We start from the raw sequence: 21,558 nt of genomic DNA, 5'->3' as shown, positions 1-21,558 counted from the left end.
CGACCACGGCGGGATCGGCGAGTTCCGCCCGCTCGGCGGCGAGCCTGCACCGGCCGGCGCGGATCGGCGACAGCGCTGCGTTGGTCGGGCGGGTAAGCTGCCAGCGCCATGATAGGATACCCTGCGAGTAAACCCCATTCTCAACCGTCACGCCCAAGGACGTCGTGCCCATGGCCCTGTTTGGCAACCGCAAGCGCCGCACCGAGGTACTCGAGCGCCCCGAGTACGGCTGGATCTGGAAACCCCTGCTGGCCCTGCTGGTGGTCTACCTGCTGGTCTGCCTGGTACTGGGAATCTGGTGGAGCCAGCGCCCGGAACCCTTCGATATCGGCCAGGCCACCACGCGGCAACTGGGGGCACCGGCGGATGCCGACCTGCCGCGTGGCGCGCGGTTGACCGCGAGCATGCTGACGGTGGTGGAAACACTGCTGGACAAGCCGGGTGGTTGGCTGCGCAACGACATGCTGCTGCCCGGGGTCTGGCTGGACAACATGCCGAGTTGGGAATACGGCGTGCTGACTCAGGTGCGTACCCTCGGCAAGGCGTTGCCGGCGATGAGTCCCGCCGGCACGGATGCCCTGGAAAGCGCCAGCACCCTGCTGCAGTCGGATAGCGAGGACTGGCTCTATCCGGCGGCGGAGAAACGCTACAGCCAGGCCCAGGGCGCGCTCGCAAGCTACCTGGCCGGTATCGCCCGCGACGACCAGGGGTTCGCCGCCGATGGCGAGGGTCTGGCCCGTTGGCTGGATGCCGTCAGCCGCCGCTTCTCGGGTCTGACCCAGCAGTTGCTGGCGAGCGTCGACGACCCCGAGGCGCTGCGCGAGCTGGGTGTCGACGACGCGGCACTGCCCGACGCCACGCCCTGGTTCCGCATCGACAACGTGTTCTTCGAGGCCCGGGGCGACGCCTGGGGGCTGCTGCAGTTGCTCAAGGCGGCGCGACTCGACTATGCCGACGTGTTGGGCAAGGCCAACGGTGGCGCCACCCTGGAGCGTTTGATCGCCGAGCTGGAACTGGCTCAGCGGCGTATCTGGAGCCCGGTGATCCTCAATGGTTCCGGCTTCGGGATCTTCGCCAACCATTCGCTGGTGCTGGCCAACCATACCCAGGCCATCGCCGAACTGACGGGGCAGCTCGCCGGCAGTGTGCAGGGCGTCGAGGTCACGGCCCCGCAAAGCGCCTCGCAGCCGGCAGCCAGCAAGGGCGGTAGCGATAATTCCGGCGCGCCGGGGGCATCCGAGGCCTCATCGAATGCCGCTGCCGGCGGCGCTGCCAGCAATGCGCCACAAGCGGGTGACACGGACGAGTCTGAAGCCGGTTCCGGCGACAACGCCGATGAGGGCGCCGAGGCGGGCACGGCCTCGACAGGGGATGCCGAGGCCGGCGGTAACCCGGGTCAAGGTGGCCAGGGCGATGCCGGCGACGGCGCGGCGGCGCAGCAGCAATAGGTGCGGCTCGCCGGGCTGGCCGCCTCGGCCCAACCGAAAAGCGCCGCTCCCGGGAGCGGCGCCTTGCTGATTGCCGGCTGTTTCAACGGCTGGCCGGGTGAGGCTTACTGTTTGGCGTAGGCGGCGACGGACTTTTCGATCGCCTTGCGTGCGGCCTCGGCGTTGTCCCAGGACTCGACCTTGACCCACTTGCCCTTCTCGAGATCCTTGTAGTTCTCGAAGAAGTGCGCGATCTGCTGGCGCAGCAGCTCGGGCAGGTCGGTGACTTCGTGGACGTCGTCGTACAGCGATGACAGCTTGTGATGCGGCACGCACACCAGCTTGGCGTCTTCGCCCGCTTCGTCGGTCATGTTGAGCACGCCCACCGGACGCGCGCGGATCACGCTGCCCGGCTGTACCGGATGCGGGGTGACGACCAGCGCGTCGAGCGGGTCGCCGTCATCGGCCAGGGTGTTGGGGATGAAGCCATAGTTGGCCGGATAGAACATCGGCGTGGCCATGAAGCGATCGACCACCAGAGCGTCCATCTCCTTGTCGATCTCGTACTTGATCGGGGCATGGTTGGCCGGGATCTCGATCGCCACATAGACGTCGTTGGGAAGGTCCTTTCCAGCGGGAATCTGATTGAAGCTCATCGTCGAATCCTTGCGTTTGCGGCTTGAAGGCTAGGGCCCAAATGGGGCGGATTATACGAACTGCCCCGGGGGATTACCAATCCATCGAAGGGACGAGGCGAAGGCGACCCTCTCTCAGTGTATGATGGGCACGCCGCGGCCACCTGCAAGGAGAACGACACTTGGCGGAACAAGCGCTGTCCCTGAGTTATGGTCAGGCCTTCGTCGCCCCGGAGCGGCGGCGTCATCGCAGTTCGATGTCGGTCCTGGTCACCGAGGGCGAGATGCTGCGGACCAAGGGCACCTGCGCGCTGATCAGCGACTCGATATGGCGCAACGCCATCGCCAAGCAGGCCGGTGATCTCAGCGTGCGCGGCTTTCTCGCCGACTACTATTCCACGCCGCTGCACTGGGACGTCAAGACCTCGGCGACCCGCGTGCTGCGGGCCCTGAACAGCTGGAGCTACAGTCAGAGCAGCTACATCGAGGGCGGCAGCTACGTCAGCTCGATGTCGCTGATGGTGCTGCGCGGCCGCGACGCGCATCTCTTCCATATGGGCGATACGCTGGTGTTTCGTCTGCGCGGCGCCGAATTCGAACAGCTCACCCGCGATCACGTCACCGATCTGGGCGGCTATCGCTACCCGTCGCGGGCCCTGGGGCTCGACGGCAACCTGGATATCGATTACTCCCAGATACCGCTCAAGCAGGGCGATCTTTTCCTGTTCACCACCCGGGCGGTACGCGGGACCCTGATGCCCTCCGACTTCGTGCAGCAGATCCGCGCCGATGTCAGCAATCTCGATGCCGCCTGTGAGCGTCTGGCCGAAGCCGCCCGGGCGCGGGCCGGCGAGCGTGGCTACGGCGCCGAGCAGTTCTGCTTTCAGCTGGTGCGCATCGACCGCCTGCCCGAGGCCGAATCGGATCCGGTCGAGACGCATCACGGCAACCTGCCGGTGCCCGCGGAACTGGCGGTCGGCGAACGTCTCGACGGCCTCGAGGTGCTGGAAGTCCTGTCGCGTAACGCCAAGGCGCGTGTCTACCGGGTACGCGATGACCGCAGCCGCGCCGAGATGGTGCTGCGTGCGCCAAGTCCCGAGCTTTCCAGCCGCAACGCCTATCTCGAGCATTTCCTGCTGCAGCAGTGGGTCGCCGAGCACATCAACTCGCCGTTCATCGCCAAGCTGATCGAGTTGCCCCGGCCGCGCCGCTACCTCTATTACCTGATGGCGGATATGCACGGCGAATCGCTCGGCGACTGGCTGCAGCGCCATCCCCAGGCCAGCCTGGCCCAGCGGCTGGATATTGCCCGCCAGCTGGCCAAGGCGGTCCAGGCACTGCACCGCCGCGACGTGCTGCACCAGCAGATCCATCCCGACAATATCCTCATCGATCCCCACGGTCAGGTGGTGCTGAGCGATTTCAGCGCCTGTTTCCGGCGTGACGGGGAGAATGAAAAGGCGCGCGAGCTGGCTCGCGAAGTGGGCCTCAACGCCCACAGCGCACCGGAATACGCGCTGGGCAACGAGGTCGGTCGGCGCAGCGACCAGTACGCGCTGGCCTCGACCGTCTACTGGCTGTTGACCGATGCCTTGCCCTACGACCAGTCGCCCGATGAGCTGCGAAGCCATACCGGGCTCGAGCAGATGCGCTATCGCAGCGCGCGGACCCGTAACCCGGCGGTTCCGGCGGAACTCGATGACGCCTTGTGCCGCGCCCTGGACCCGCAGCGCGCGCTGCGCTTCCGGCGGTTGTCCGAATTCCTGCTGGCGCTGCGCGAGCCGCGCAAGCGTCGCGATGGCGAGCACTTGAGGGGCGGCGCGCCGGCCAGCCTCTGGCAGGGCATTGCCGGGCTGCTGCTGTTGCTGCTGGTGCTTTCCTGGCTGTTGAAATGATTGGCCACGAGCCACGAGCCACGAGCCACGAGCCACGAGCCACGAGCCACGAGCCACGAGCCACGAGCCACGAGCCACGAGCTACGAGCTACGAGCTACGAGCTACGACAAGCGCTGGTGAGCTTTTGGGGTTCGCGGCTCGAAGCCCGAGGCTCGTAAGCTACGGGCTACGGGCTACGGGCTACGGGCTACGGGCTACGGGCTACGACAAGCCTTACAGCGTGAATTCAGGCAGCTTGCGTTCGACCTTGGCGAGTTTCAACGAGGCGACCATGGGCAGGCCGTTCTCGAACGGCGGAAAATCCTCGCCCTGGATCAACGGCGAAAGGTAGCGCCGGCAGGCGGCGGTGATGCCGAAGCCATCCTCGCGAATGAAGTCGCGCGGCATGTACTTCTCCTTGTTGGCGACCTCGGCCAGCGGCGCGGCTTCGATGCGCCACTCGTAAGGCGAGTCGCTGAGGCGCTTGATCGCCGGCATCATCGCGTTCTTGCCGTCGAGGGCGAGCTCCACGGCCTTCTGTCCCACCGCGTAGGCCTGCTCGACGTCGGTCCGCGAGGCCAGGTGGCGGGCGGCGCGTTGCAGGTAGTCGGCGACCGCCCAGTGATACTTGTAGCCCAGGTCCTGCTTGACCATGCCGGCCAGCGTCGGCGCCACGCCGCCCAGCTGGCGGTGGCCGAAGGCGTCGGTATTGCCGGCGTCGGCTAGGAAGGTGCCATCGGCGTAGCGGGCCCCCTCGGAAACCACGATCACGCAGTAGCCGTAATCCTTCACCGCCTGTTCGACGCGTGCCATCACCTTGGCGCGTTCGAAGGGGATCTCGGGGAAGATCACCAGGTGCGGCGGTTCGCCTTCGCCGTTGCCGGCCAGCGCGCCGGCGGCAGCGATCCAGCCGGCATGGCGCCCCATCACCTCGAGCACGAAGACCTTGGTCGAGGTGGCGCACATCGAGGCGATGTCCAGCGCCGCCTCGCGGGTGGAAGTGGCGATGTACTTGGCGACGCTGCCGAAGCCCGGCGAGTTGTCGGTGATCGGCAGGTCGTTGTCCACCGTCTTTGGCACATGAATGGCGGTCAGCGGGTAGCCCATCTTCTCGGAAAGCTGCGAGACCTTGAGGCAGGTGTCGGCGCTGTCGCCGCCGCCGTTGTAGAAGAAGTAGCGGATGTTGTGGGCCTTGAACACCTCGATCAGGCGCTCGTACTGGGCGCGGTGACTCTCGATGTCCTTGAGCTTGTAGCGGCACGAGCCGAATGCGCCGCCCGGCGTGTGGCGCAGAGCGGCGATGGCTTCGTCGCTTTCCTGGTTAACGTCGATCAGATCCTCGGTCAACGCGCCGATGATGCCGCTGTGCCCGGCGTAGACCTTGCCGATCCGGTCGCTGTGGCGACGGCACGTCTCGATCACGCCGCAGGCGCTGGCATTGATCACGGCGGTTACCCCGCCTGACTGGGCGTAGAAGGCGTTGTGCTGGGCCATAGGGGCTTCCTTTGCTCCTGCTTTTATCGGGGAATTACGCGGGATGGGATGGCTGTGCATCATAGCCGAAAGCGGCCGCTGCTGCACGACAGCGCCGCCCGGGCGGGGTGCGTATGGCAGCGCCATTGGCGTCATGCTAGGCTCACGCGCCGGTGAGCGGTTCGCTGAGGCGAGTCGCCGCCAGCCACACTTCCGGGCTGGAGACCCCGTCATGCACGTGCACATCCTCGGCATCTGCGGCACCTTCATGGGTAGCCTGGCGCTGCTCGCCCGTGAACTGGGCCATACCGTCAGCGGTTCCGATGCCAATGTCTATCCGCCGATGAGCACTCAGCTCGAGGCCGCGGGTATCGCGCTGATGGACGGCTACGGCGCGGCCAACCTCGAGCCGCGCCCCGATCAGGTGATCGTCGGCAACGCCTTGTCGCGCGGCAACCCCGAGGTCGAGGCGCTGCTCAACGCCCGGCTGAGCTACGTCTCGGGACCGCAGTGGCTGGCCGAGCACGTGTTGCCCGGGCGGCGCGTGCTGGCGGTGGCCGGCACACACGGCAAGACCACCACCGCCAGCCTGCTGGCCTGGCTGCTCGAGTCCGCGGGGGCGACGCCGGGATTCCTGATCGGCGGTGTGCCGCGCAACTTCGGCGTATCGGCGCGTCTCGGCGGGCCCGGGGCGCCGTTCGTGATCGAGGCCGACGAATACGACACGGCGTTTTTCGACAAGCGTTCCAAGTTCGTGCATTACCGCCCCGATGTCGCGGTGCTCAACAATCTCGAGTTCGATCACGCGGACATATTTGCCGATCTGGCGGCCATCGAGCGCCAGTTTCATCATCTGGTGCGTACCGTTCCCGGCGACGGCCGGTTGCTGGTCGCCGACGGCGAACCGGCACTCGAGCGTGTCGTCGAGATGGGCTGCTGGACGCCGCTGGAGCGCTTCGGCGGTGCCGAGGAGAGCGCCTGGCGCCTGGCGCTGGAACGTGACGATGCCAGCCGCTTCCGGGTCGTGCACGATGGCGAGGACGCCGTGGTCGACTGGTCCCTGACCGGCGTGCACAACGCCCGCAATGCGCTCGCCGCGCTCGCCGCCGCGGCGACCTGTGGCGTCGACCTGGCGCGTGGTTGCGCCGCCCTGGCGCGCTTTCAGTCGCCGCGCCGGCGCCAGGAAGTGCGTGGCGAGATCGCCGGTATCCAGGTCATCGACGACTTCGCCCACCATCCCACGGCGATCGCCACCACGCTCCAGGGGTTGCGTGCCGCGACGCCGCTGGGGCGTCTGCTGGCGGTGATCGAACCGCGCTCGAACACCATGCGCCTGGGCACGCTGCGCTCGCGCCTGGCCGAGAGCGTCGCCGAGGCCGATGGGGTGTGGTGGTATCAGCCGCCCGAACTCGACTGGTCGCTGGACGAACTGCTCGAGACCAGCCCGGTGCCGGCGCAGCGGGTCGACGACATCGATGCGCTGGTCGCCACGCTGGTCGACACGGCGCGGCGTGGCGATCGCATCGTGGTGATGTCCAACGGCGGCTTCGGCGGCATCCACGACAAGCTGCTGACGGCCCTGGAGGCGCGACATGGCTGATTCGGCGTTCAAGCCCCCGGTGAGCGTCGCGCTGACCGGGGCTTCGGGGGCGCAATACGGGCTGCGCCTGATCGAGTGTCTGGTGGCCGCCGAGCACGAAGTCTGGGTGATGGTTTCCAAGGCGGCGCACATGGTGATCGCCACCGAGACCGACGAGCGCCTGCCGGCTCAGCCGGCGCGGCTCGCCGAGGCGCTGATCGACCGCAGTGGTGCCGCCGAGGGGCAGATCCGCTGCTTCGGACGCGAGGACTGGATGGCCCCGGTGGCCTCGGGGTCGGGGGCGTCGGCATCGATGGTGATCTGCCCGTGCTCGACCGGTACGCTGTCGGCGGTGGCCACCGGCGCCAGCAACAACCTGATCGAGCGGGCCGCCGATGTCGCGCTCAAGGAGCGTCGCCGGTTGATCCTGGTGCCCCGCGAGACGCCGTTTTCGGCCATCCATCTCGAGCACATGCTGGCACTGACCCGGCTCGGTGCGGTGATCCTGCCCGCGGCGCCGGGTTTCTATCATCGTCCGACCAGCGTCGAGTCGCTGATCGACTTCGTCGTCGCGCGGATTCTCAATCAACTGGGCATCGAGCACCGGCTGATGCCGCGCTGGGGGGAGCCACAGTGATCGTCAACCTGTCGTTGCTGTCGGTATTCATCCCCACCTTCTTCATGGTCTCGCTGACTCCCGGGATGTGCATGACCCTGTCGATGGTGCTGGGAATGACCGTCGGCGTGCGTCGCGCGCTGTGGATGATGGCCGGCGAGCTGGTCGGGGTCGGCCTGGTGGCCGTGGCGGCGGGGGCCGGCGTGGCGACGCTGATGCTGCGCCAGCCGCTGGTCTTCGCCGCCTTCAAGTGGCTGGGCGGGGCCTACCTGGTGTATCTGGGCGTGATGATGTGGCGCTCGCGCGGGCGCATGGCGATCCCCAGCGAGCCGACCGGGGCGCGGGACATCTCGCGCTGGCAGCTGCTTTCCCAGGGGTTCGTCACGGCGGTCGCCAACCCCAAGGGCTGGGCGTTCTTCATCGCCCTGTTGCCCCCGTTCCTCGATGCCGAGCTGCCGCTGGTCCCCCAGTTGGCGGCGCTGGTGGGGATGATCCTCACACTCGAGCTGTGCTGCCTGCTGCTCTACGCCACCGGTGGGCGCACCGCCAGCCACCTGCTGGCCAAGGGCGGCAGCGTCAGGTTGCTCAATCGCATCGCCGGAACCCTGATGGTGGGGGTCGGGCTCTGGCTGGCGCTGGGCTAGGCGTTCCTTTCGCAACTCGCAGGTTTTGCCGCCCCCGATATTGCCCTTGCCGGCGACAAGCCTGCGCAAGGGCGCCGTGAACCCGTCCCTGGGCGCTACCTTTGCCCTCCATGGCAAAGGACCCTTGCTTCGCCTTGCCGCCGGCCCCCGGCATTGACGGGAGTCTGGAAAGGAATTTCCCGGCCAATCGCGATCGTTCGCTCAGGCATGGGGCAGCCACAGAATGCGACCCGCCAGCAGCGTCAACGAGGCCAGCGACAGGGCGAGCCAGGGCGCCGGCGGTGGGGCATGGCGGGCGAAGCGATGATAGCTGAGGCGTACCAGCGCACAGGCCACCAGGCCGAGCAGGGCGCCGCCGACCAGATCGCTGAGCCAGTGCACGCCGATCACCAGTCGCGACAGCGCCATGGGGATGCAGATCAGGATCGCCAGCCAGTAGACCGGTGCCCGATGCCGCGCGGGTAGCGCATCGGCGACGAACGCTGCGGTCAGCCCATACAGCACCACGGCGGTCGAGGTATGCGCGCTGGGATAGGAAAACGAGCCGCTGAGGTAATCGGGAATGTCGGGTCGTACGCGCCCGGCCATCTGCTTGAACAGCGTGTTGGCCAGGGCGATGCCGCCCAGGGCAGCGGTCATGTGCAGGAGTACGGCGTAGGCCCGGCGTCGCGTCAGCCAGACGGCCCAGGGCGCCACCAGGGCGAGCACGCCCAGCGCATCGCCGGCCTTGGCCATCCATTCGGCGACATGGATCAGCGGCATGAGCGGCAGGTTCAGCAGCAGGGCCTGGAGTTGCCGGTCCATGGCCAGCGGGCCGTCCTGGTTGAGCACCCATAGCGTCCATCCCGACAGTGCCGCCAGGCTGACCAGCAACAGCGCCAGCGAGGCCAGCGGAAGTTCGGCTTCGGGGCGTGTCGAGCGCAGTGCCAGCCAAAGACGGCGCAGCCGCGGATGCCGGCGCGCCAGCCCGGCGAGCAGCCGGTAGACGCGTCCCTGACGGGTGAGCTGGCTGCGCAGCAGCGAGAAGACGAGCGTCAGCACGACGATCATTACCGCCAGCAGCACCAGCCAGCGTTGGCTGCCGCTGGGCAGGTCGAACAATTGCTGCCAGGTGCGGCCCAGCAGGTAGCCGGGCAGCACGTAGACCGGTGCCCAGAGCAGTGCCGAGCCGAGGTTGGTCCACAAGAACGTCGCCGGGCGCATATGCAGCATCCCCGCGACCAGCGGGATGATCGGACGCACCGGACCGACGAAGCGGCCGATCAGCACCGACAGCACGCCGTAGCGCTGGAAGAAGCGCGCGCCGCGGGCCAGCCACTCGGGGTGGCTACGAAACGGACGTATGTGCGGAATGCGCTGACGCTGGTAGTAGCCGAACAGGAAGCTCAGGCCGTCGCCGACGACCGCGCCGATGAAAGCGGCGCCCAGCAGGCCGAGGATCGGCAGCTCATGGTGGCCGGCCAGGGAAGCCGCGGCGGTGATCAGGACCACGCCGGGAACCAGCAGGCCGACGACGGCCAGCGATTCGACCAGGGAAATGGCGGCGACGATCAGGAAAAGCCAGCTGGGCGAGGGCACGAAGGCGGTCATCCAGTCGGTCATGCTCAAGGGACGGGCTCCATCAGCTTGAGTCCGGTGCTCAGCAGGCGCTGTTCGAAATGCTGGCGGGTTTCACCGGCGTGTAGGCGACACACCCGAATCCGCGCCTGCAGGGTGCCGGTCTCGGCGATCACCTCGCGATTCAGCGCGTGCAGCAGGCGTTCGCGAACGATCAACGCGCCGGCCTCGCCGGTATCGGGCAGCAGCAGCCAGAACAGCGAGGCCTGCTCGCGCCCCAGCAGATCGTGCTGGCGGGAGTTGGCCTGGATCGTCTGGCAGATGCGATCGAGCAGGACGTGCAACAGCGGGCGGCCGAACTGTTCGTCGGCCATCTCCAGTTGCGGAAGGTGAATGACCAGGGTCGCGAAGGGGCGCTTGAGTGCCCGGGCGCGCTCGACCTCGGCGCCCAGCCGGCGTTCGAGGGTCTCGCGCGACAGCGCCTCGCAATCGCGGTCCCGACGCACCGAGCGATCCTGCTGCTGGGCGCGGCGGTGGCCCACCCAGCCGGGCAGCGCGGCCATGCCCACCAGCGCCAGGTACGCCAGCGCCGCCGGGCCCAGGGCCAGACCCGGAGTGGCGACGGCAAGCCACACCGGGGTCAGGAACAGGCTCAGCAGCAGCCCCGGGGCGAGCGGCAGTACCAGCATCGTCAGTACCGGCGGCATGCCCAGCCAGAACAGCGACACCACGGCTTTCTGGTGCACCAGGTCGGTGGCGATGATCAGATAGCAGCTGATCAGCATCAGATAGATGGACAGGCGGCGGAACTCGGGGTTGACCCAGCGTACGAACAGCGCCCCGCCGAGCAGGAGGGTGAGTGTCGCCGGCAGCAGGATGTCGCCGTAGTGGCCCATCATGTATTGCCACAGGGCGTGGCTGCCCATCAGCGCCACGCCGCTGACATAGACCAGGCGGAAGAGCCAGTCGGCCAGGCGCGAGCGATCGTCGTAGGCCATTCAGGCGGACTCCTCGAGAACGATCAACGGGCGCGATTGACGCGGCAGGGCGCGTAGCTGTCCGGACAGCTCGAGCCCCGGCACCAGGGTGACGAAGCGCGCCTGGCAGGTGCCTGGCAGCACCGCCGCCAGGGATTCGCGTCGCTGGCGCCCCTCCGTGGCGTCGTGGCTGATCAGCAGGGCGGCGAGAACGTGGCGGTCGAGCTGGTAGCAGCTTTCGTAGCCGCGCGCATGATCGACCAGCAGGCGCGACAGCGACGATGGGCGGGGCTTCTGGCTACGCAGCAGGACCAGCATGCCATGGGTCTTCTCTCGCTGGCAGCGGGCGATCTCCTCGGGCAGGTCTAGCTCGAGCTGGTGCCGCGACCAGAGCATGACGTCCGGGATACGGTCCGCGTAGTGGCGCTGGCTGCGCCAGCTGACCTGCCGGCGCAGGTTGCGCGCGATGGCCAGCAGCCCCACGGTGGCCAGCAACAGCCCGGCGAGTACACCCTGTTCGAGGGGAAACACCGCGCGGTTGTTGAAGTAGGTGAGCGTCGCGAGGACGACATTGAGCGCCAGCAGCCACAGCGGTTGCGGCAAGGCCAGCACCGCCGCCCAGGCCCATAGCCACAGCAGGAAGTGCTGCGGATCGAGTTGCAGGACCAGCGTCAGCACCAGCGCCAGCAAGGCGGGTAGCCAGGCATTGGCGAGGCGTATGCCGCCCGGCCGGACATGGGTGACGATCACCAGCGACAAGGCCCCGACAATCAGCACCAACGGTGCCGACTCGCCCGGCGAGACCAGCGCCAGTGCGAGGATCGGCAGGGCAGTAAGCCAGACGATCAGCCGGTAGGGGCCTTCTTTGAACTTGCGTTCCATGGTGGCTTACTATTGTTCTCCTATCCGAATAGCGGACACTGTACGATACCCGCCCCCCCGGCGACGACTCGTATCTGACTTTTTCGCCAACACTGTGCCCATCGTGCCGGCCATGGGTCGCGTGCGGTGCGCCGATGGAGACTTCCGGGCATGTCACGACAGTTCGCGACGACCGATGTCGCACCCTACATGCAGCAGCTGGGTCGCGAGGCGCGCCGCACCAGCAGCGAGTTGCGTCGCGCCACCAGTGCTGCCAAGAACGCCGCGCTCGCGGCCATGGCGCGGCATGTCGCGGCATGTCGCGAGACGCTGCTGGCCGCCAATGCACGCGATCTCGAACGCGCGCGGGAATCGGGGCTGGACGCGGCGCTGCTCGATCGGCTGGCGCTCAGCGACGCCCGGCTCGAGGCGATGATCGAAGGGTTGCACCAGGTCGCCGCGCTACCCGACCCGGTCGGGGCGATCGACGACCTGCGCACCCGACCGAGCGGTATCCAGGTCGGCCAGATGCGCGTACCGCTGGGAGTGATCGGAATCATCTACGAATCGCGACCCAACGTCACGCTCGAGGCAGCCAGTCTGTGCCTCAAGTCGGGCAATGCCTGCATCCTGCGCGGCGGCTCCGAGGCCCGCGAGAGCAACGCGGCGATCGCCGAATGCATCGTCGCCGGGCTTGCCGATGCCGGGCTGCCGGAAAGCGCGGTACAGGTGGTGGCGACCACCGATCGCGCTGCGGTGGGGGCGTTGATCGCCATGCCCGAGTATGTCGACGTGATCATTCCGCGTGGCGGCAAGTCGCTGATCGAGCGGGTGGCGCGCGACGCGCAGGTGCCGGTGATCAAGCATCTCGACGGGGTGTGCCATGTGTACATCGATGCCAGTGCCGATCGCGACAAGGCACTGGCCATCGCCGTCAATGCCAAGACGCAGCGCTATGGTACCTGCAATACCATGGAGACGCTGCTGATCGATGCGCCGGTGGCCGGCGAGCTGCTGCCCGGGCTGGTCGCGGCCTATGCCGGGCACGGCGTCGAACTGCGCGGCTGCGAACGGACCCGTGAACTGGCCCCGGGGGTCGGAGTCGCCGAGGAGGCCGACTGGTCGACGGAGTATCTGGCTCCGGTACTGGCGATCCGGGTGGTCGATGGCATCGATGCCGCCATCGCGCATATCGAGCGTTACGGCTCCCACCACACCGACGCCATCGTCAGCGAGTCCTATACGCTGTGCCGGCGGTTTCTCGCCGAGGTCGATTCCAGTTCGGTGATTGTCAACGCCTCGACGCGCTTTGCCGATGGCTTCGAGTATGGCCTGGGGGCCGAGATCGGCATCTCCACCAACAAGCTGCACGCTCGCGGTCCGGTGGGCCTCGAGGGCCTCACGACCCGCAAGTACGTCGTGCTGGGTGACGGTCAGATTCGTGAGTGAGCATGACCAGGGCGATGACGCGCCGCGGATCGCCATGTTTGGGGGGACGTTCGACCCGGTGCACCTGGGGCATCTGCGCAGTGCCGTCGAGCTGCGCGAGGCGCTGGCGCTGGATCGAGTCCACATGGTGCCCGCCCATGTGCCACCGCATCGCGAGGCGCCGGGGGTCTCGGCCGAGCAGCGCCTGGCGATGCTCGAGGCCGGCATCGGCGATACCCCGGGGCTGGTCGCCGATGCCCGCGAGCTGGGGCGCGGCGGGCCCTCCTTCAGCGGCGCGACACTGGCTTCGCTGCGTCGCGACTACGGCGAGCGGGCGCGGCTGGTGATGAGCGTGGGAATGGATGCCTTCCTGAAGCTGCACGAATGGCACGAGCCGCAGCAAGTGTTCGAGCTGGCGCATGTGGTGGTGATCGATCGCCCCGGCCATCGGGGCACGCTTCCCGGGCCCCTGGCACGGCTCGTCGCCGGTCGCGACGCGGCGGATGCCGAGGCGCTGTTTCGTCGCCCGGCGGGCGGCGTGCTGCACCTGCAACTGCCCAGCCGCATGGCGATATCCGCCACCGGGCTGCGGACGCGCCTGGCCGAGGGCCGCAGCGTGCGCTATCTGTTGCCTGACGCGGTGGAGGACTATATTCGCTCAGGCAATCTTTACCGGTAGTTGTTTACCGCTCGTCGGAACCGTCGGGGTAGAATGGCGGTCCGACAAGACTGTTTCGTTAGAGGAGCTATGCAGATCGACGCACTAAAGACATTGGCGGTGGATGCCCTCGAGGAACTCAAGGGCCAGGATATTGCCGAACTCGACGTCGCGGCGCTGACCAGTGTCACCGACGTCATGCTGGTCGCCAGCGGTACGTCGTCACGCCATGTGGCGGCGCTGGCCAACAACGTGGTCGAGCGGGCCAAGGACGCGGGGGTGCGGCCACTCGGCGTCGAGGGGCAGAACGGCGCCGAATGGGTGCTGATCGACCTGGGCGATCTGGTGGTCCACGTCATGCAGCCCGAGACGCGGCGGCTTTACGATCTCGAGCGGCTTTGGGCCGATCTGCCCGCCGACAGCGAGGAGGAGGTGCGCGGGGGGCAGGCGTGAAGCTGAAGCTGCTGGCCGTCGGCACCAGGATGCCCGATTGGGTGGAGCGGGGCGTCGGCGAATATCGCAAGCGCATGCCGCGGGATTTTTCCCTCGAGGTGATCGAGATAGCCCCGGGCGCTCGCGGCAAGAATGCCACCGTGGCGCGCGCCGTGGCGCTCGAAGGCCAGCGCATGCGCGAGCGCCTGAACGGCGAGCTGTGCGTGGCGCTGGAAGTGACCGGCCGGGCCTGGTCGACCGAGCGGCTCGCCGTCGAGGCCGATCGCTGGCGCCACTCGGGACGCGACGTGGCGCTGCTGGTGGGCGGCCCCGAGGGACTCGAGCCGGAACTCTCGGCGGCCGCCGACCAGCGCTGGTCACTGTCGCCCCTGACCCTGCCGCACCCGATGGTGCGGTTGATCGTCGCCGAGCAGCTCTACCGTGCCTGGACGCTGCTGGTCGGCCACCCCTACCACCGTTGAACGCCATCACCGCCGACTGAAGGATGCAATGCAGCACCCACGCCACGAGCCCGACTCACTGTTCCATGCCGCCCTCGCTTCGTTGATGTCGCATGCGTAAATCACGTGCCGCGCTGAAGAACCCAGAACAGGAAGTGCGCATCTTCCGCAACCGTTCGTTGCTGGCGGTGGCGCTGGTGATCCTGCTGTCGGGCTGCCTGGTGGCGCGCCTGGTCTACCTGCAGATAGTCCAGCACGAGGTCTTCACCACCCGTTCGGAAAGCAATCGCGTGCGTGTCGAGCCGTTGCCGCCGACCCGGGGGCTGATCTACGACCGCAACGGCCGGTTGCTGGCCGAAAATCGCCCCACCTACAATCTGACCATCGTGCCCGAACGGGTCGACGACCTGGATGTAACGCTCGATCTGCTGGTGGACATCCTCGAACTGCCCGACGAGGAGGCGGCGGTCTTTCGCAAGCGGGCCTACCAGCGCCAGCGTCCTTACCAGCCGGCGCTGCTGATGAGTGAACTCGACGAGCGCCAGATCGCGCGGCTGGCGGTCAATCGCTATCGCTTGCCCGGGGTCGAGGTCGAGGGTCAGTTGCTGCGCTACTATCCCGACCCGATGCTGATGTCGCACGTGCTCGGCTACGTCGGGCGGATCAACGTCGAAGAGCTCGCCGATCTCGACGGCGGCGACTATGCCGGCACGCACTTCATCGGCAAGACCGGCGTCGAGAAACAGTACGAAGCGCAGCTGCACGGCGACGCCGGGCTGCGTCAGGTCGAGACCAACGCCCGGGGGCGGGTGCTCAGGGAGCTCGGGCGCAGCGATCCCGAGCCCGGCAAGGACATCGTCCTGACCATCGATGAGCGCCTGCAGCAACTGGCCTACGACCTGCTCGACGGCCGGCGTGGCTCGATCGTTGCCATCGACCCGCCGACCGGCGAGATTCTTGCCATGGCTTCGTCGCCGGGCTTCAACTCCAATCTGTTCGTCACCGGCATCAGCTACGACGACTATCGCGCGCTGCGCGAGGACCTCGATCTGCCGCTCTACAACCGGGCGATTCGCGGGCAGTACCCGCCGGCCTCGACGGTCAAGCCCTTCATGGCGCTGGCGGGCCTGGCCAACGGCGAGATCACGCCGCAGAAGACCATCTACGATCCCGGTTACTACAAGCTGCCCGAGCACTCGCGGCGCTATCACAACTGGCTGCGCTGGGGACATGGCCGGGTCGACATGCATCGCGCCATCGAGGTTTCCAACGACACCTACTTCTTCAATCTGGCGCATCTGCTGGGTATCGACGCGCTGTCCAGCTTCATGCACCGCTTCGGTTTCGGCGAGCAGACCAGCTACGACGTGCATGGCGCTTCCCAGGGCCTGATGCCGTCACGGGAGTGGAAGCGCGAGCGCCGCAACCAGGTATGGTTTCCCGGCGAGACCCTTTCGGTGGGCATCGGCCAGGGCTACTGGCTGGCCACGCCGCTGCAGATGGCGACCGCCATGTCGGTACTCGCCAATCGCGGAGAGTGGGTGACGCCACACCTGGCCCGCAAGGTCGGCGACGAGATCGTCACGCCACCGCCCGCCAAGGAAGACATCGAGTTGGCCAACGACGACTGGTGGAATCTGGTCAATCGGGCGCTCGAAGACGTCATGACCGGCCACGAGGGCACGGCGCGTCGCGCCGGGCAGGGGCTCGAATACCGCATGGCCGGCAAGTCGGGGACCGCCCAGGTGTTCACCCTCGACAACGATGAGCGCTACAACGCCGACGAGCTCGAGGAGCGGCTCCACGATCACGCCCTGTTCACCGCCTTCGCGCCGATCGACGAGCCGCGGATCGCCGTGGCGGTGGTCATCGAGAACGCCGGTGGCGGCAGCTCGCATGCGGCGCCGCTGGCCCGACAACTGGTCGACGCCTGGTTGCTGCCCGACAGCGAGGCGCTCGACGAGGCCGAAGACGAGATCGTACAGCGAGAAGACCATGAACCGTCACGATAGCGCCATGCTTCACTACCCGCGGCGTGCCAGCGTTCGCCGTCGCCGCACCCTCTGGTCGCGCATCCATATCGACCCCTGGCTGAGCGGGCTCCTGCTGGTGCTTCTGGTGGCCGGGCTGGTGGTGCTCTACAGCGCCAGCGGCCAGCGCATGTCGGTGGTCATCGCCCAGGCCAGCCGTTTTGGCATCGCGCTGGTAGCGATGGTCGTGCTTGCCCAGTTGTCGCCCAAGACCCTATGTCGCTGGTCGCCGGTGTTGTATGGCGGCGGACTGGCGATGCTCGTGGCCGTCGAGGTGATGGGGGATATCGGGATGGGTGCGCAGCGCTGGCTGGAGATTCCCGGGGTGGTGCGTTTCCAGCCTTCCGAGCTGATGAAACTGGCGATGCCGATGATGGTCGCCGCCTATCTGCAGCGCCAGGTGCTGCCGCCACGGTTGCGCGATATCCTGGTCTGCGCGCTGATCATGGCCGTGCCGGTGATGCTGATCGCCAAGCAGCCGGATCTGGGGACCTCGCTGCTGGTGGCCTGCGCCGGGCTCTTCGTGGTGTTGCTGGCGGGGCTCTCCTGGCGGCTGATCGGTTGCCTGGTGGTGCTGGTCGGCGCGGCGCTGCCCCTGCTGTGGATCAACATGCATGCCTATCAGCGCCAACGAGTGCTGACCTTTCTCAATCCCGAGAGCGATCCGCTGGGGGCGGGCTGGAACATCATCCAGTCGACTACCGCGATCGGCAGCGGCGGGCTGACCGGCAAGGGCTGGACGTTGGGAACCCAGTCGCAGCTGGAATTCCTCCCCGAACGGCATACCGATTTCATCGTCGCGGTGCTCGGCGAGGAGTTCGGGCTGGTCGGCATGCTGCTGGTCCTGACGCTCTACCTGCTGATCGTCGGGCGCGGCCTGCTGATGGCCAATGGCGCCCATGACACCTATGGTCGGCTGGTCGCCGGCAGTATCATCCTGACCTTCTTCATCTACGTGTTCGTCAATATCGGCATGGTCAGCGGTATTCTGCCGATCGTCGGCGTGCCGCTGCCGCTGGTCAGTTTCGGCGGGACCTCCAGCGTGACGTTGATGGCCGGTTTCGGTATTCTCATGTCGATCCACAGCCACCGACGGCTGCTGCCCCGTTGAAAGGCGGCGGGACACGGTGTCGCAGGCCATGGCCGGGCCGGCAAACGCCATACGCAACAGGAGTAACGGGACGATGAGCATCGCCCTTCGTCAGCGTCGCAAACGCGGGTCTCTCAAGGCGACGATCGCCGTTCTCGGCGGTTGTCTATGGAGCCTTGGCCAGCCGGCGGCCGCCGAAGACTTCGCACCGGACAGCCATCCTCGCGTGCAGGCGCTGGTCGACGAGCTCGCCGCGCGCGGCCTGTCCAGGACGTGGCTGACCGCCACGCTGTCCCGCGCCGAGTTCCGGCAGCCGGTGCTCGACGCCATGGCCGGCGCGGCCGAGCGGCATCTGCGCTGGGACGAGTACCGCGACATCTTCGTCAAGCCCGAACGTATCCAGGGCGGCGTCGAGTTCATCGCGGCGCACCGCGACGCCTTCGCGCGCGCCGAGGCGGAATACGGCGTGCCCGCCGAGATCATCGCCGCGATCATCGGCGTCGAGACCTTCTACGGGCGCTATACCGGCTCTCATCGAGTACTCGATTCGCTGGCGACGCTGGCCTTCCATCATCCCTCGCGGGGGAACTTCTTCCGCGGCGAGCTGGCCGCCTTTCTCGAGATCAGCAACGAGCAGGGCGTCGATCCCGCCAGCCTGCAGGGCTCCTACGCCGGCGCGATGGGCTATCCGCAATTCATCCCCACCAGCTATCAGGCCTACGCCGTCGACTTCGATGCGGATGGCAAGCGCGATCTATGGCACAACCCCGTCGATGCCATCGGCAGCGTCGGCAACTATTTCGCGCGTCACGGCTGGCAGCGCGGCGCGCCGCTCTACGTGGAGGCGCAGGGGCCGGCGACGGCGCCCGCGGGCATCGAGTTCAACCGGACCCGTCGCCCCTATGTCGCTATCGACGAACTGGCCGAGAGGGGCATCGAGCCGCAGGGCGCGACGCCAGACGTCGACGAGGGACGGGTCATTCCGCTGGCCCTGGAGGTTGGCGAGGGCGATATCCGCTACCGACTGGGCTACGAGAATTTCTACGTGATCACGCGTTACAACCATAGTCACCTCTATGCGATGGCGGTGAGCACGTTGGCCGAACGGATTCGCTCGGCGCGCGGGGAGGGGGCATGAAGTGGGGATGGCTGCTGCTGCTCGCCAGCTGCATGGTCCTTGCGGGTTGTGCCGGCGGTGGCTCGCGTCCGGATACCGGCTCGGGACGCTACGCGCTCGAGCACGATGCCTATCCCGACGAACCGCCCGACGTCGCCAACGTGCCCGATGCGGTCCCCCGGGTCGAGCCGCGGGCGGCCAGCGGCAACCGCTCGAGCTACCAGGTCTGGGGCACGACCTACCACGTGATGGACGATGCCCGCGGGTATGAAGCGGAAGGCCGCGCCTCCTGGTACGGCAAGAAGTTTCAGGGCTATGACACGGCCAGCGGCGAAACCTATGACATGTACAAGATGTCGGCGGCGCATCGCTCGCTGCCCTTGCCGACCTATGCCCGGGTCACCAACCTCGCCAACGACCGCTCGGTGATCGTCAAGGTCAACGACCGCGGCCCGTTCCATGGCGATCGCTTGATCGATCTTTCCTATGCGGCGGCGGCACGACTGGATATTCTGCGCAACGGAACCGGGCGCGTGCGCGTCGAGGCGATCGATCCCGTTGCCTGGCAGGCCGAACATCGTCAGGATGGGGCTGGCGCCAAGGCCTTGGCGAGCGACGAGACGCCGGCGGGTACCGGGCGCGATGAACCTCGGGCGCCGCAGGCAGCGGCGCACGGAGGCGGCGACATCGCCGAGGCACCGGCCGGGACGGCGCCAGCCCCGGTCGAAGGACGCGAGTCCGCCGGCAACGAGGCGGCGGACTCGCCGCCGACCTATCTACAGGTGGCGGCGCTGGGTTCGGCGAGCAACGCCGAGCGGCTCAAGGCGCGATTGCAGCAGCAACTGGCGCGGCCGGTGCGTATCGCCAGCGACGATCGCCTGTATCGGGTCCAGGTCGGTCCGGTCTCCAGCCGGCCGGCGCTCGAGGCCTTGCGCAGCGAACTGCGCGAGGCGGGTTATGCGCAAGCCTTTTCGGTGAGCGCCGGCCGCTGACACAGCTTTACCCTCACCATCCATCGATTCAAGCTACGAGAAACGCTGTCATGAGATTGCCCGCTTTAACGTCACCGTCCTGGCACTGGCTGACTACCGCCGTCACCGTGTTCTGCATCGCGGTTCAGCCGGTCCAGGCCCAGGAACAAGCGCCCAAGCCCGACTCGGCCCTGCAGCAGACACTGCCGGAACCGATGATTCCCTCGGCGCCCGACCTCGATGCCTCGTCGTGGATCCTGGTCGATGCCAACAGCGGCGAGGTGCTGGTCGAGCACGAGGCCGACAAGCGGCTGCCGCCGGCCAGCCTGACCAAGATGATGACCGCCTATATCGTCGAGAAGGAGATCGACGACGGCAACATCGACGATCAGGACATGGTGACGGTCAGTGAAAATGCCTGGCGTACCGGCGGCTCGCGGATGTTCATCCGCGAAGGCACCCAGGTCAGCGTCAACGATCTGCTGCATGGCGTGGTCATCCAGTCGGGCAACGATGCCAGCGTTGCGCTGGCAGAGCACGTCGCCGGCTCCGAGACGTCGTTCGCCGACCTGATGAACCAGCAGGCACAGCGCCTCGGGCTCCAGAACAGTCACTTCGTCAATGCCACCGGGTTGCCGAACCCCGATCACTATTCCTCGGCGCGGGATCTGGCCAAGATCGCCAAGCACATCATTCAGGACTACCCCGACCATTACGAGGTCTACTCGGAGAAGTACTTCACCTACAATGACATCCGGCAGCCCAACCGCAATCGCCTGCTGTGGCGCGACGCCTCGGTCGACGGTCTCAAGACCGGGCACACCGAAGAGGCCGGTTACTGCCTGGTGGCCTCGGCCAAGCAGAACGACATGCGGCTGATCTCGGTGGTCATGGGCACCAATTCCGATGCGGCGCGTGCGCAGGAAACCCAGAAACTGTTGAGTTACGGCTTTCGCTTCTTCGATACCTTCCGCCTCTATCAGCGTGGCGCGGTTCTCAACCAGTCGCGCATCTGGGGCGGCGCACAGGATCAACTGAAGATCGGTGTCTCCGAGGATATCTATCTGACCGTGCCCAAGGGGCGCCGCGACGACATGACCGCGCAGCTCAACCTGCCCGAGACGCTCGAGGCCCCGGTACAGGCCGGCCAGCAGCTCGGCACCCTGAACGTCAAGCTGGGCGACGAAACGCTGATGGAGCAGCCGCTGGTGGCGTTGCAGACGGTCGAGGAGGGCGGTTTCTTCAAGCGTATCTGGGATACCGTCCTGCGGTTCTTCACCGGCCTGTTCGACTGATGGGAGCGGGACGGGGCGCGCTACCGGCGTCCCGTCCTTGGTCGCCGCGAACAGGTTGAGTAGAATACTCGATAACGCCCTTCATCGAGTCAACGCCATGACCGACAAGTCTCTCCGGGACCTGCGTGTCCCTGACCCCCAGCCGGCCTCGCCCGAGGCAGCGGCGCCCGACGCCCCCAGGGTCGAGTTTCCCTGCGATTATCCGATCAAGATCGTCGGCGACGCCGCGCCGGATTTCGAAGCTACCGTGGTGGAAGTGATCGAGACGCACGCGCCGGGCCTCGACCGGCGCACCGTCAATGCCGTGGACAGCCGCAACGGCAAGTTCCGCTCCGTACGGGTGACCATCACCGCCACCGGTCACGAGCAGCTGCAGGCGCTGTTCGCCTCGCTCAAGGCGACCGGTCGCGTGCACATGGTGCTCTGACGCCG

At 67.2% G+C, this 21,558-nt stretch carries 20 protein-coding genes; 15 read left to right on the top strand and 5 right to left on the bottom strand.

Annotation, left to right across the window (positions count from 1 at the left end):
• Positions 1 to 170: 170 nt before the first annotated feature.
• On the top strand, positions 171 to 1,448 hold the full coding sequence (locus HR9077_RS01100) for a DUF2333 family protein (RefSeq protein ID WP_136064252.1): 1,278 nt from the start codon (positions 171 to 173) through the stop codon (positions 1,446 to 1,448).
• Positions 1,449 to 1,552: 104 nt separating this feature from the next.
• On the opposite strand, the gene ppa is transcribed toward HR9077_RS01100, so the two are convergent.
• Entirely contained in the window at positions 1,553 to 2,083 is a 531-nt protein-coding gene (ppa, locus tag HR9077_RS01095; protein ID WP_136064250.1) for an inorganic diphosphatase, read from the bottom strand.
• Between the two features lie 161 nt (positions 2,084 to 2,244).
• Here ppa and HR9077_RS01090 point away from each other — a divergent pair, with 161 nt between their 5' ends.
• Positions 2,245 to 3,957, top strand: a complete 1,713-nt coding sequence (locus HR9077_RS01090) for a bifunctional protein-serine/threonine kinase/phosphatase (protein WP_136064248.1) — start codon at positions 2,245 to 2,247, stop codon at positions 3,955 to 3,957.
• 214 nt (positions 3,958 to 4,171) lie between these two features.
• Here HR9077_RS01090 and HR9077_RS01080 read toward each other — a convergent pair whose 3' ends face one another.
• On the bottom strand, positions 4,172 to 5,431 hold the full coding sequence (locus HR9077_RS01080) for a 6-phosphofructokinase (protein ID WP_136064244.1): 1,260 nt from the start codon (positions 5,429 to 5,431) through the stop codon (positions 4,172 to 4,174).
• A gap of 211 nt (positions 5,432 to 5,642) precedes the next feature.
• On the opposite strand from HR9077_RS01080, the gene mpl reads away from it, so the two are divergent.
• From mpl to HR9077_RS01065, 3 genes are read left to right on the top strand one after another with little or no spacing between them, the layout of a single operon-like run.
• Complete coding sequence (gene mpl / locus HR9077_RS01075; RefSeq protein WP_136064242.1) at positions 5,643 to 7,010, top strand: UDP-N-acetylmuramate:L-alanyl-gamma-D-glutamyl-meso-diaminopimelate ligase; 1,368 nt, start codon at positions 5,643 to 5,645, stop codon at positions 7,008 to 7,010.
• Entirely contained in the window at positions 7,003 to 7,626 is a 624-nt protein-coding gene (locus tag HR9077_RS01070) for a flavin prenyltransferase UbiX (RefSeq protein ID WP_136064240.1), read from the top strand. Before mpl ends, HR9077_RS01070 begins: the two co-directional genes overlap by 8 nt.
• On the top strand, positions 7,626 to 8,249 hold the full coding sequence (locus tag HR9077_RS01065; RefSeq protein WP_210725825.1) for a LysE family translocator: 624 nt from the start codon (positions 7,626 to 7,628) through the stop codon (positions 8,247 to 8,249). The genes HR9077_RS01070 and HR9077_RS01065 overlap by 1 nt, the downstream gene beginning before the upstream one ends.
• 201 nt (positions 8,250 to 8,450) lie before the next feature.
• On the opposite strand, the gene HR9077_RS01060 is transcribed toward HR9077_RS01065, so the two are convergent.
• Genes HR9077_RS01060 through HR9077_RS01050 form a run of 3 tightly spaced genes read right to left on the bottom strand, consistent with a single transcriptional unit; the run spans position 8,451 to position 11,665 of the window.
• Positions 8,451 to 9,851: a VTT domain-containing protein gene (locus HR9077_RS01060; RefSeq protein WP_136064416.1), complete on the bottom strand. Its 1,401-nt coding sequence runs from the start codon at positions 9,849 to 9,851 to the stop codon at positions 8,451 to 8,453.
• Positions 9,852 to 9,853: 2 nt separating this feature from the next.
• Entirely contained in the window at positions 9,854 to 10,804 is a 951-nt protein-coding gene (locus HR9077_RS01055) for a diguanylate cyclase domain-containing protein (RefSeq protein WP_136064238.1), read from the bottom strand.
• Positions 10,805 to 11,665: a hypothetical protein gene (locus HR9077_RS01050; RefSeq protein ID WP_136064236.1), complete on the bottom strand. Its 861-nt coding sequence runs from the start codon at positions 11,663 to 11,665 to the stop codon at positions 10,805 to 10,807.
• A gap of 150 nt (positions 11,666 to 11,815) precedes the next feature.
• Between HR9077_RS01050 and HR9077_RS01045 the strand changes: the two genes are divergently transcribed.
• From HR9077_RS01045 to HR9077_RS01000, 10 genes are all read left to right on the top strand, one after another.
• A complete protein-coding gene (locus HR9077_RS01045; RefSeq protein WP_136064234.1) occupies positions 11,816 to 13,093 on the top strand; it encodes a glutamate-5-semialdehyde dehydrogenase in 1,278 nt (425 codons plus the stop codon).
• A 34-nt stretch (positions 13,094 to 13,127) separates the two neighbouring features.
• Positions 13,128 to 13,751: a nicotinate-nucleotide adenylyltransferase gene (gene nadD / locus HR9077_RS01040; RefSeq protein WP_136064414.1), complete on the top strand. Its 624-nt coding sequence runs from the start codon at positions 13,128 to 13,130 to the stop codon at positions 13,749 to 13,751.
• Positions 13,752 to 13,820: 69 nt separating this feature from the next.
• Positions 13,821 to 14,183, top strand: coding sequence for a ribosome silencing factor (gene rsfS / locus HR9077_RS01035; protein ID WP_136064232.1), 363 nt, complete (start codon positions 13,821 to 13,823; stop codon positions 14,181 to 14,183).
• Positions 14,180 to 14,644: a 23S rRNA (pseudouridine(1915)-N(3))-methyltransferase RlmH gene (rlmH, locus tag HR9077_RS01030; RefSeq protein ID WP_136064231.1), complete on the top strand. Its 465-nt coding sequence runs from the start codon at positions 14,180 to 14,182 to the stop codon at positions 14,642 to 14,644. The genes rsfS and rlmH overlap by 4 nt, the downstream gene beginning before the upstream one ends.
• A 92-nt stretch (positions 14,645 to 14,736) precedes the next feature.
• Entirely contained in the window at positions 14,737 to 16,635 is a 1,899-nt protein-coding gene (gene mrdA / locus HR9077_RS01025) for a penicillin-binding protein 2 (protein WP_136064230.1), read from the top strand.
• Positions 16,619 to 17,764 carry a rod shape-determining protein RodA gene (rodA, locus tag HR9077_RS01020; protein WP_136064228.1) on the top strand — a complete coding sequence of 382 codons (1,146 nt, stop codon included), beginning with the start codon at positions 16,619 to 16,621 and terminating at the stop codon, positions 17,762 to 17,764. The genes mrdA and rodA overlap by 17 nt, the downstream gene beginning before the upstream one ends.
• 73 nt (positions 17,765 to 17,837) lie before the next feature.
• On the top strand, positions 17,838 to 18,881 hold the full coding sequence (gene mltB, locus HR9077_RS01015; protein ID WP_136064227.1) for a lytic murein transglycosylase B: 1,044 nt from the start codon (positions 17,838 to 17,840) through the stop codon (positions 18,879 to 18,881).
• Positions 18,878 to 19,852 carry a septal ring lytic transglycosylase RlpA family protein gene (locus tag HR9077_RS01010; protein WP_136064225.1) on the top strand — a complete coding sequence of 325 codons (975 nt, stop codon included), beginning with the start codon at positions 18,878 to 18,880 and terminating at the stop codon, positions 19,850 to 19,852. The genes mltB and HR9077_RS01010 overlap by 4 nt, the downstream gene beginning before the upstream one ends.
• 50 nt (positions 19,853 to 19,902) lie before the next feature.
• Positions 19,903 to 21,126, top strand: a complete 1,224-nt coding sequence (locus HR9077_RS01005; protein WP_136064223.1) for a D-alanyl-D-alanine carboxypeptidase family protein — start codon at positions 19,903 to 19,905, stop codon at positions 21,124 to 21,126.
• Positions 21,127 to 21,223: 97 nt separating this feature from the next.
• Positions 21,224 to 21,553, top strand: a complete 330-nt coding sequence (locus HR9077_RS01000) for an HP0495 family protein (RefSeq protein ID WP_136064221.1) — start codon at positions 21,224 to 21,226, stop codon at positions 21,551 to 21,553.
• The last annotated feature ends 5 nt before the right edge of the window (positions 21,554 to 21,558 follow it).

The sequence above is a fragment of the Modicisalibacter radicis genome, assembly GCF_900961225.1.
Lineage (GTDB): Bacteria > Pseudomonadota > Gammaproteobacteria > Pseudomonadales > Halomonadaceae > Modicisalibacter.
Note: the sequence above shows the minus strand (reverse complement) of the source record. Positions and strands in the feature narration are given on the sequence as shown.

Bases quoted from the DNA above. Each gene is read 5' to 3' on its own strand.
- HR9077_RS01100 (WP_136064252.1), top strand. From the start codon at position 171: ATGGCCCTGTTTGGCAACCGCAAGCGCCGCACCGAGGTACTCGAGCGC.
- ppa (WP_136064250.1), bottom strand. From the start codon at position 2,083: ATGAGCTTCAATCAGATTCCCGCTGGAAAGGACCTTCCCAACGACGTC.
- HR9077_RS01080 (WP_136064244.1), bottom strand. From the start codon at position 5,431: ATGGCCCAGCACAACGCCTTCTACGCCCAGTCAGGCGGGGTAACCGCC.
- mpl (WP_136064242.1), top strand. From the start codon at position 5,643: ATGCACGTGCACATCCTCGGCATCTGCGGCACCTTCATGGGTAGCCTG.
- HR9077_RS01070 (WP_136064240.1), top strand. From the start codon at position 7,003: ATGGCTGATTCGGCGTTCAAGCCCCCGGTGAGCGTCGCGCTGACCGGG.
- HR9077_RS01060 (WP_136064416.1), bottom strand. From the start codon at position 9,851: ATGACCGACTGGATGACCGCCTTCGTGCCCTCGCCCAGCTGGCTTTTC.
- HR9077_RS01055 (WP_136064238.1), bottom strand. From the start codon at position 10,804: ATGGCCTACGACGATCGCTCGCGCCTGGCCGACTGGCTCTTCCGCCTG.
- HR9077_RS01050 (WP_136064236.1), bottom strand. From the start codon at position 11,665: ATGGAACGCAAGTTCAAAGAAGGCCCCTACCGGCTGATCGTCTGGCTT.
- HR9077_RS01045 (WP_136064234.1), top strand. From the start codon at position 11,816: ATGTCACGACAGTTCGCGACGACCGATGTCGCACCCTACATGCAGCAG.
- nadD (WP_136064414.1), top strand. From the start codon at position 13,128: ATGTTTGGGGGGACGTTCGACCCGGTGCACCTGGGGCATCTGCGCAGT.
- rsfS (WP_136064232.1), top strand. From the start codon at position 13,821: ATGCAGATCGACGCACTAAAGACATTGGCGGTGGATGCCCTCGAGGAA.
- mrdA (WP_136064230.1), top strand. From the start codon at position 14,737: ATGCGTAAATCACGTGCCGCGCTGAAGAACCCAGAACAGGAAGTGCGC.
- rodA (WP_136064228.1), top strand. From the start codon at position 16,619: ATGAACCGTCACGATAGCGCCATGCTTCACTACCCGCGGCGTGCCAGC.
- mltB (WP_136064227.1), top strand. From the start codon at position 17,838: ATGAGCATCGCCCTTCGTCAGCGTCGCAAACGCGGGTCTCTCAAGGCG.
- HR9077_RS01010 (WP_136064225.1), top strand. From the start codon at position 18,878: ATGAAGTGGGGATGGCTGCTGCTGCTCGCCAGCTGCATGGTCCTTGCG.
- HR9077_RS01005 (WP_136064223.1), top strand. From the start codon at position 19,903: ATGAGATTGCCCGCTTTAACGTCACCGTCCTGGCACTGGCTGACTACC.
- HR9077_RS01000 (WP_136064221.1), top strand. From the start codon at position 21,224: ATGACCGACAAGTCTCTCCGGGACCTGCGTGTCCCTGACCCCCAGCCG.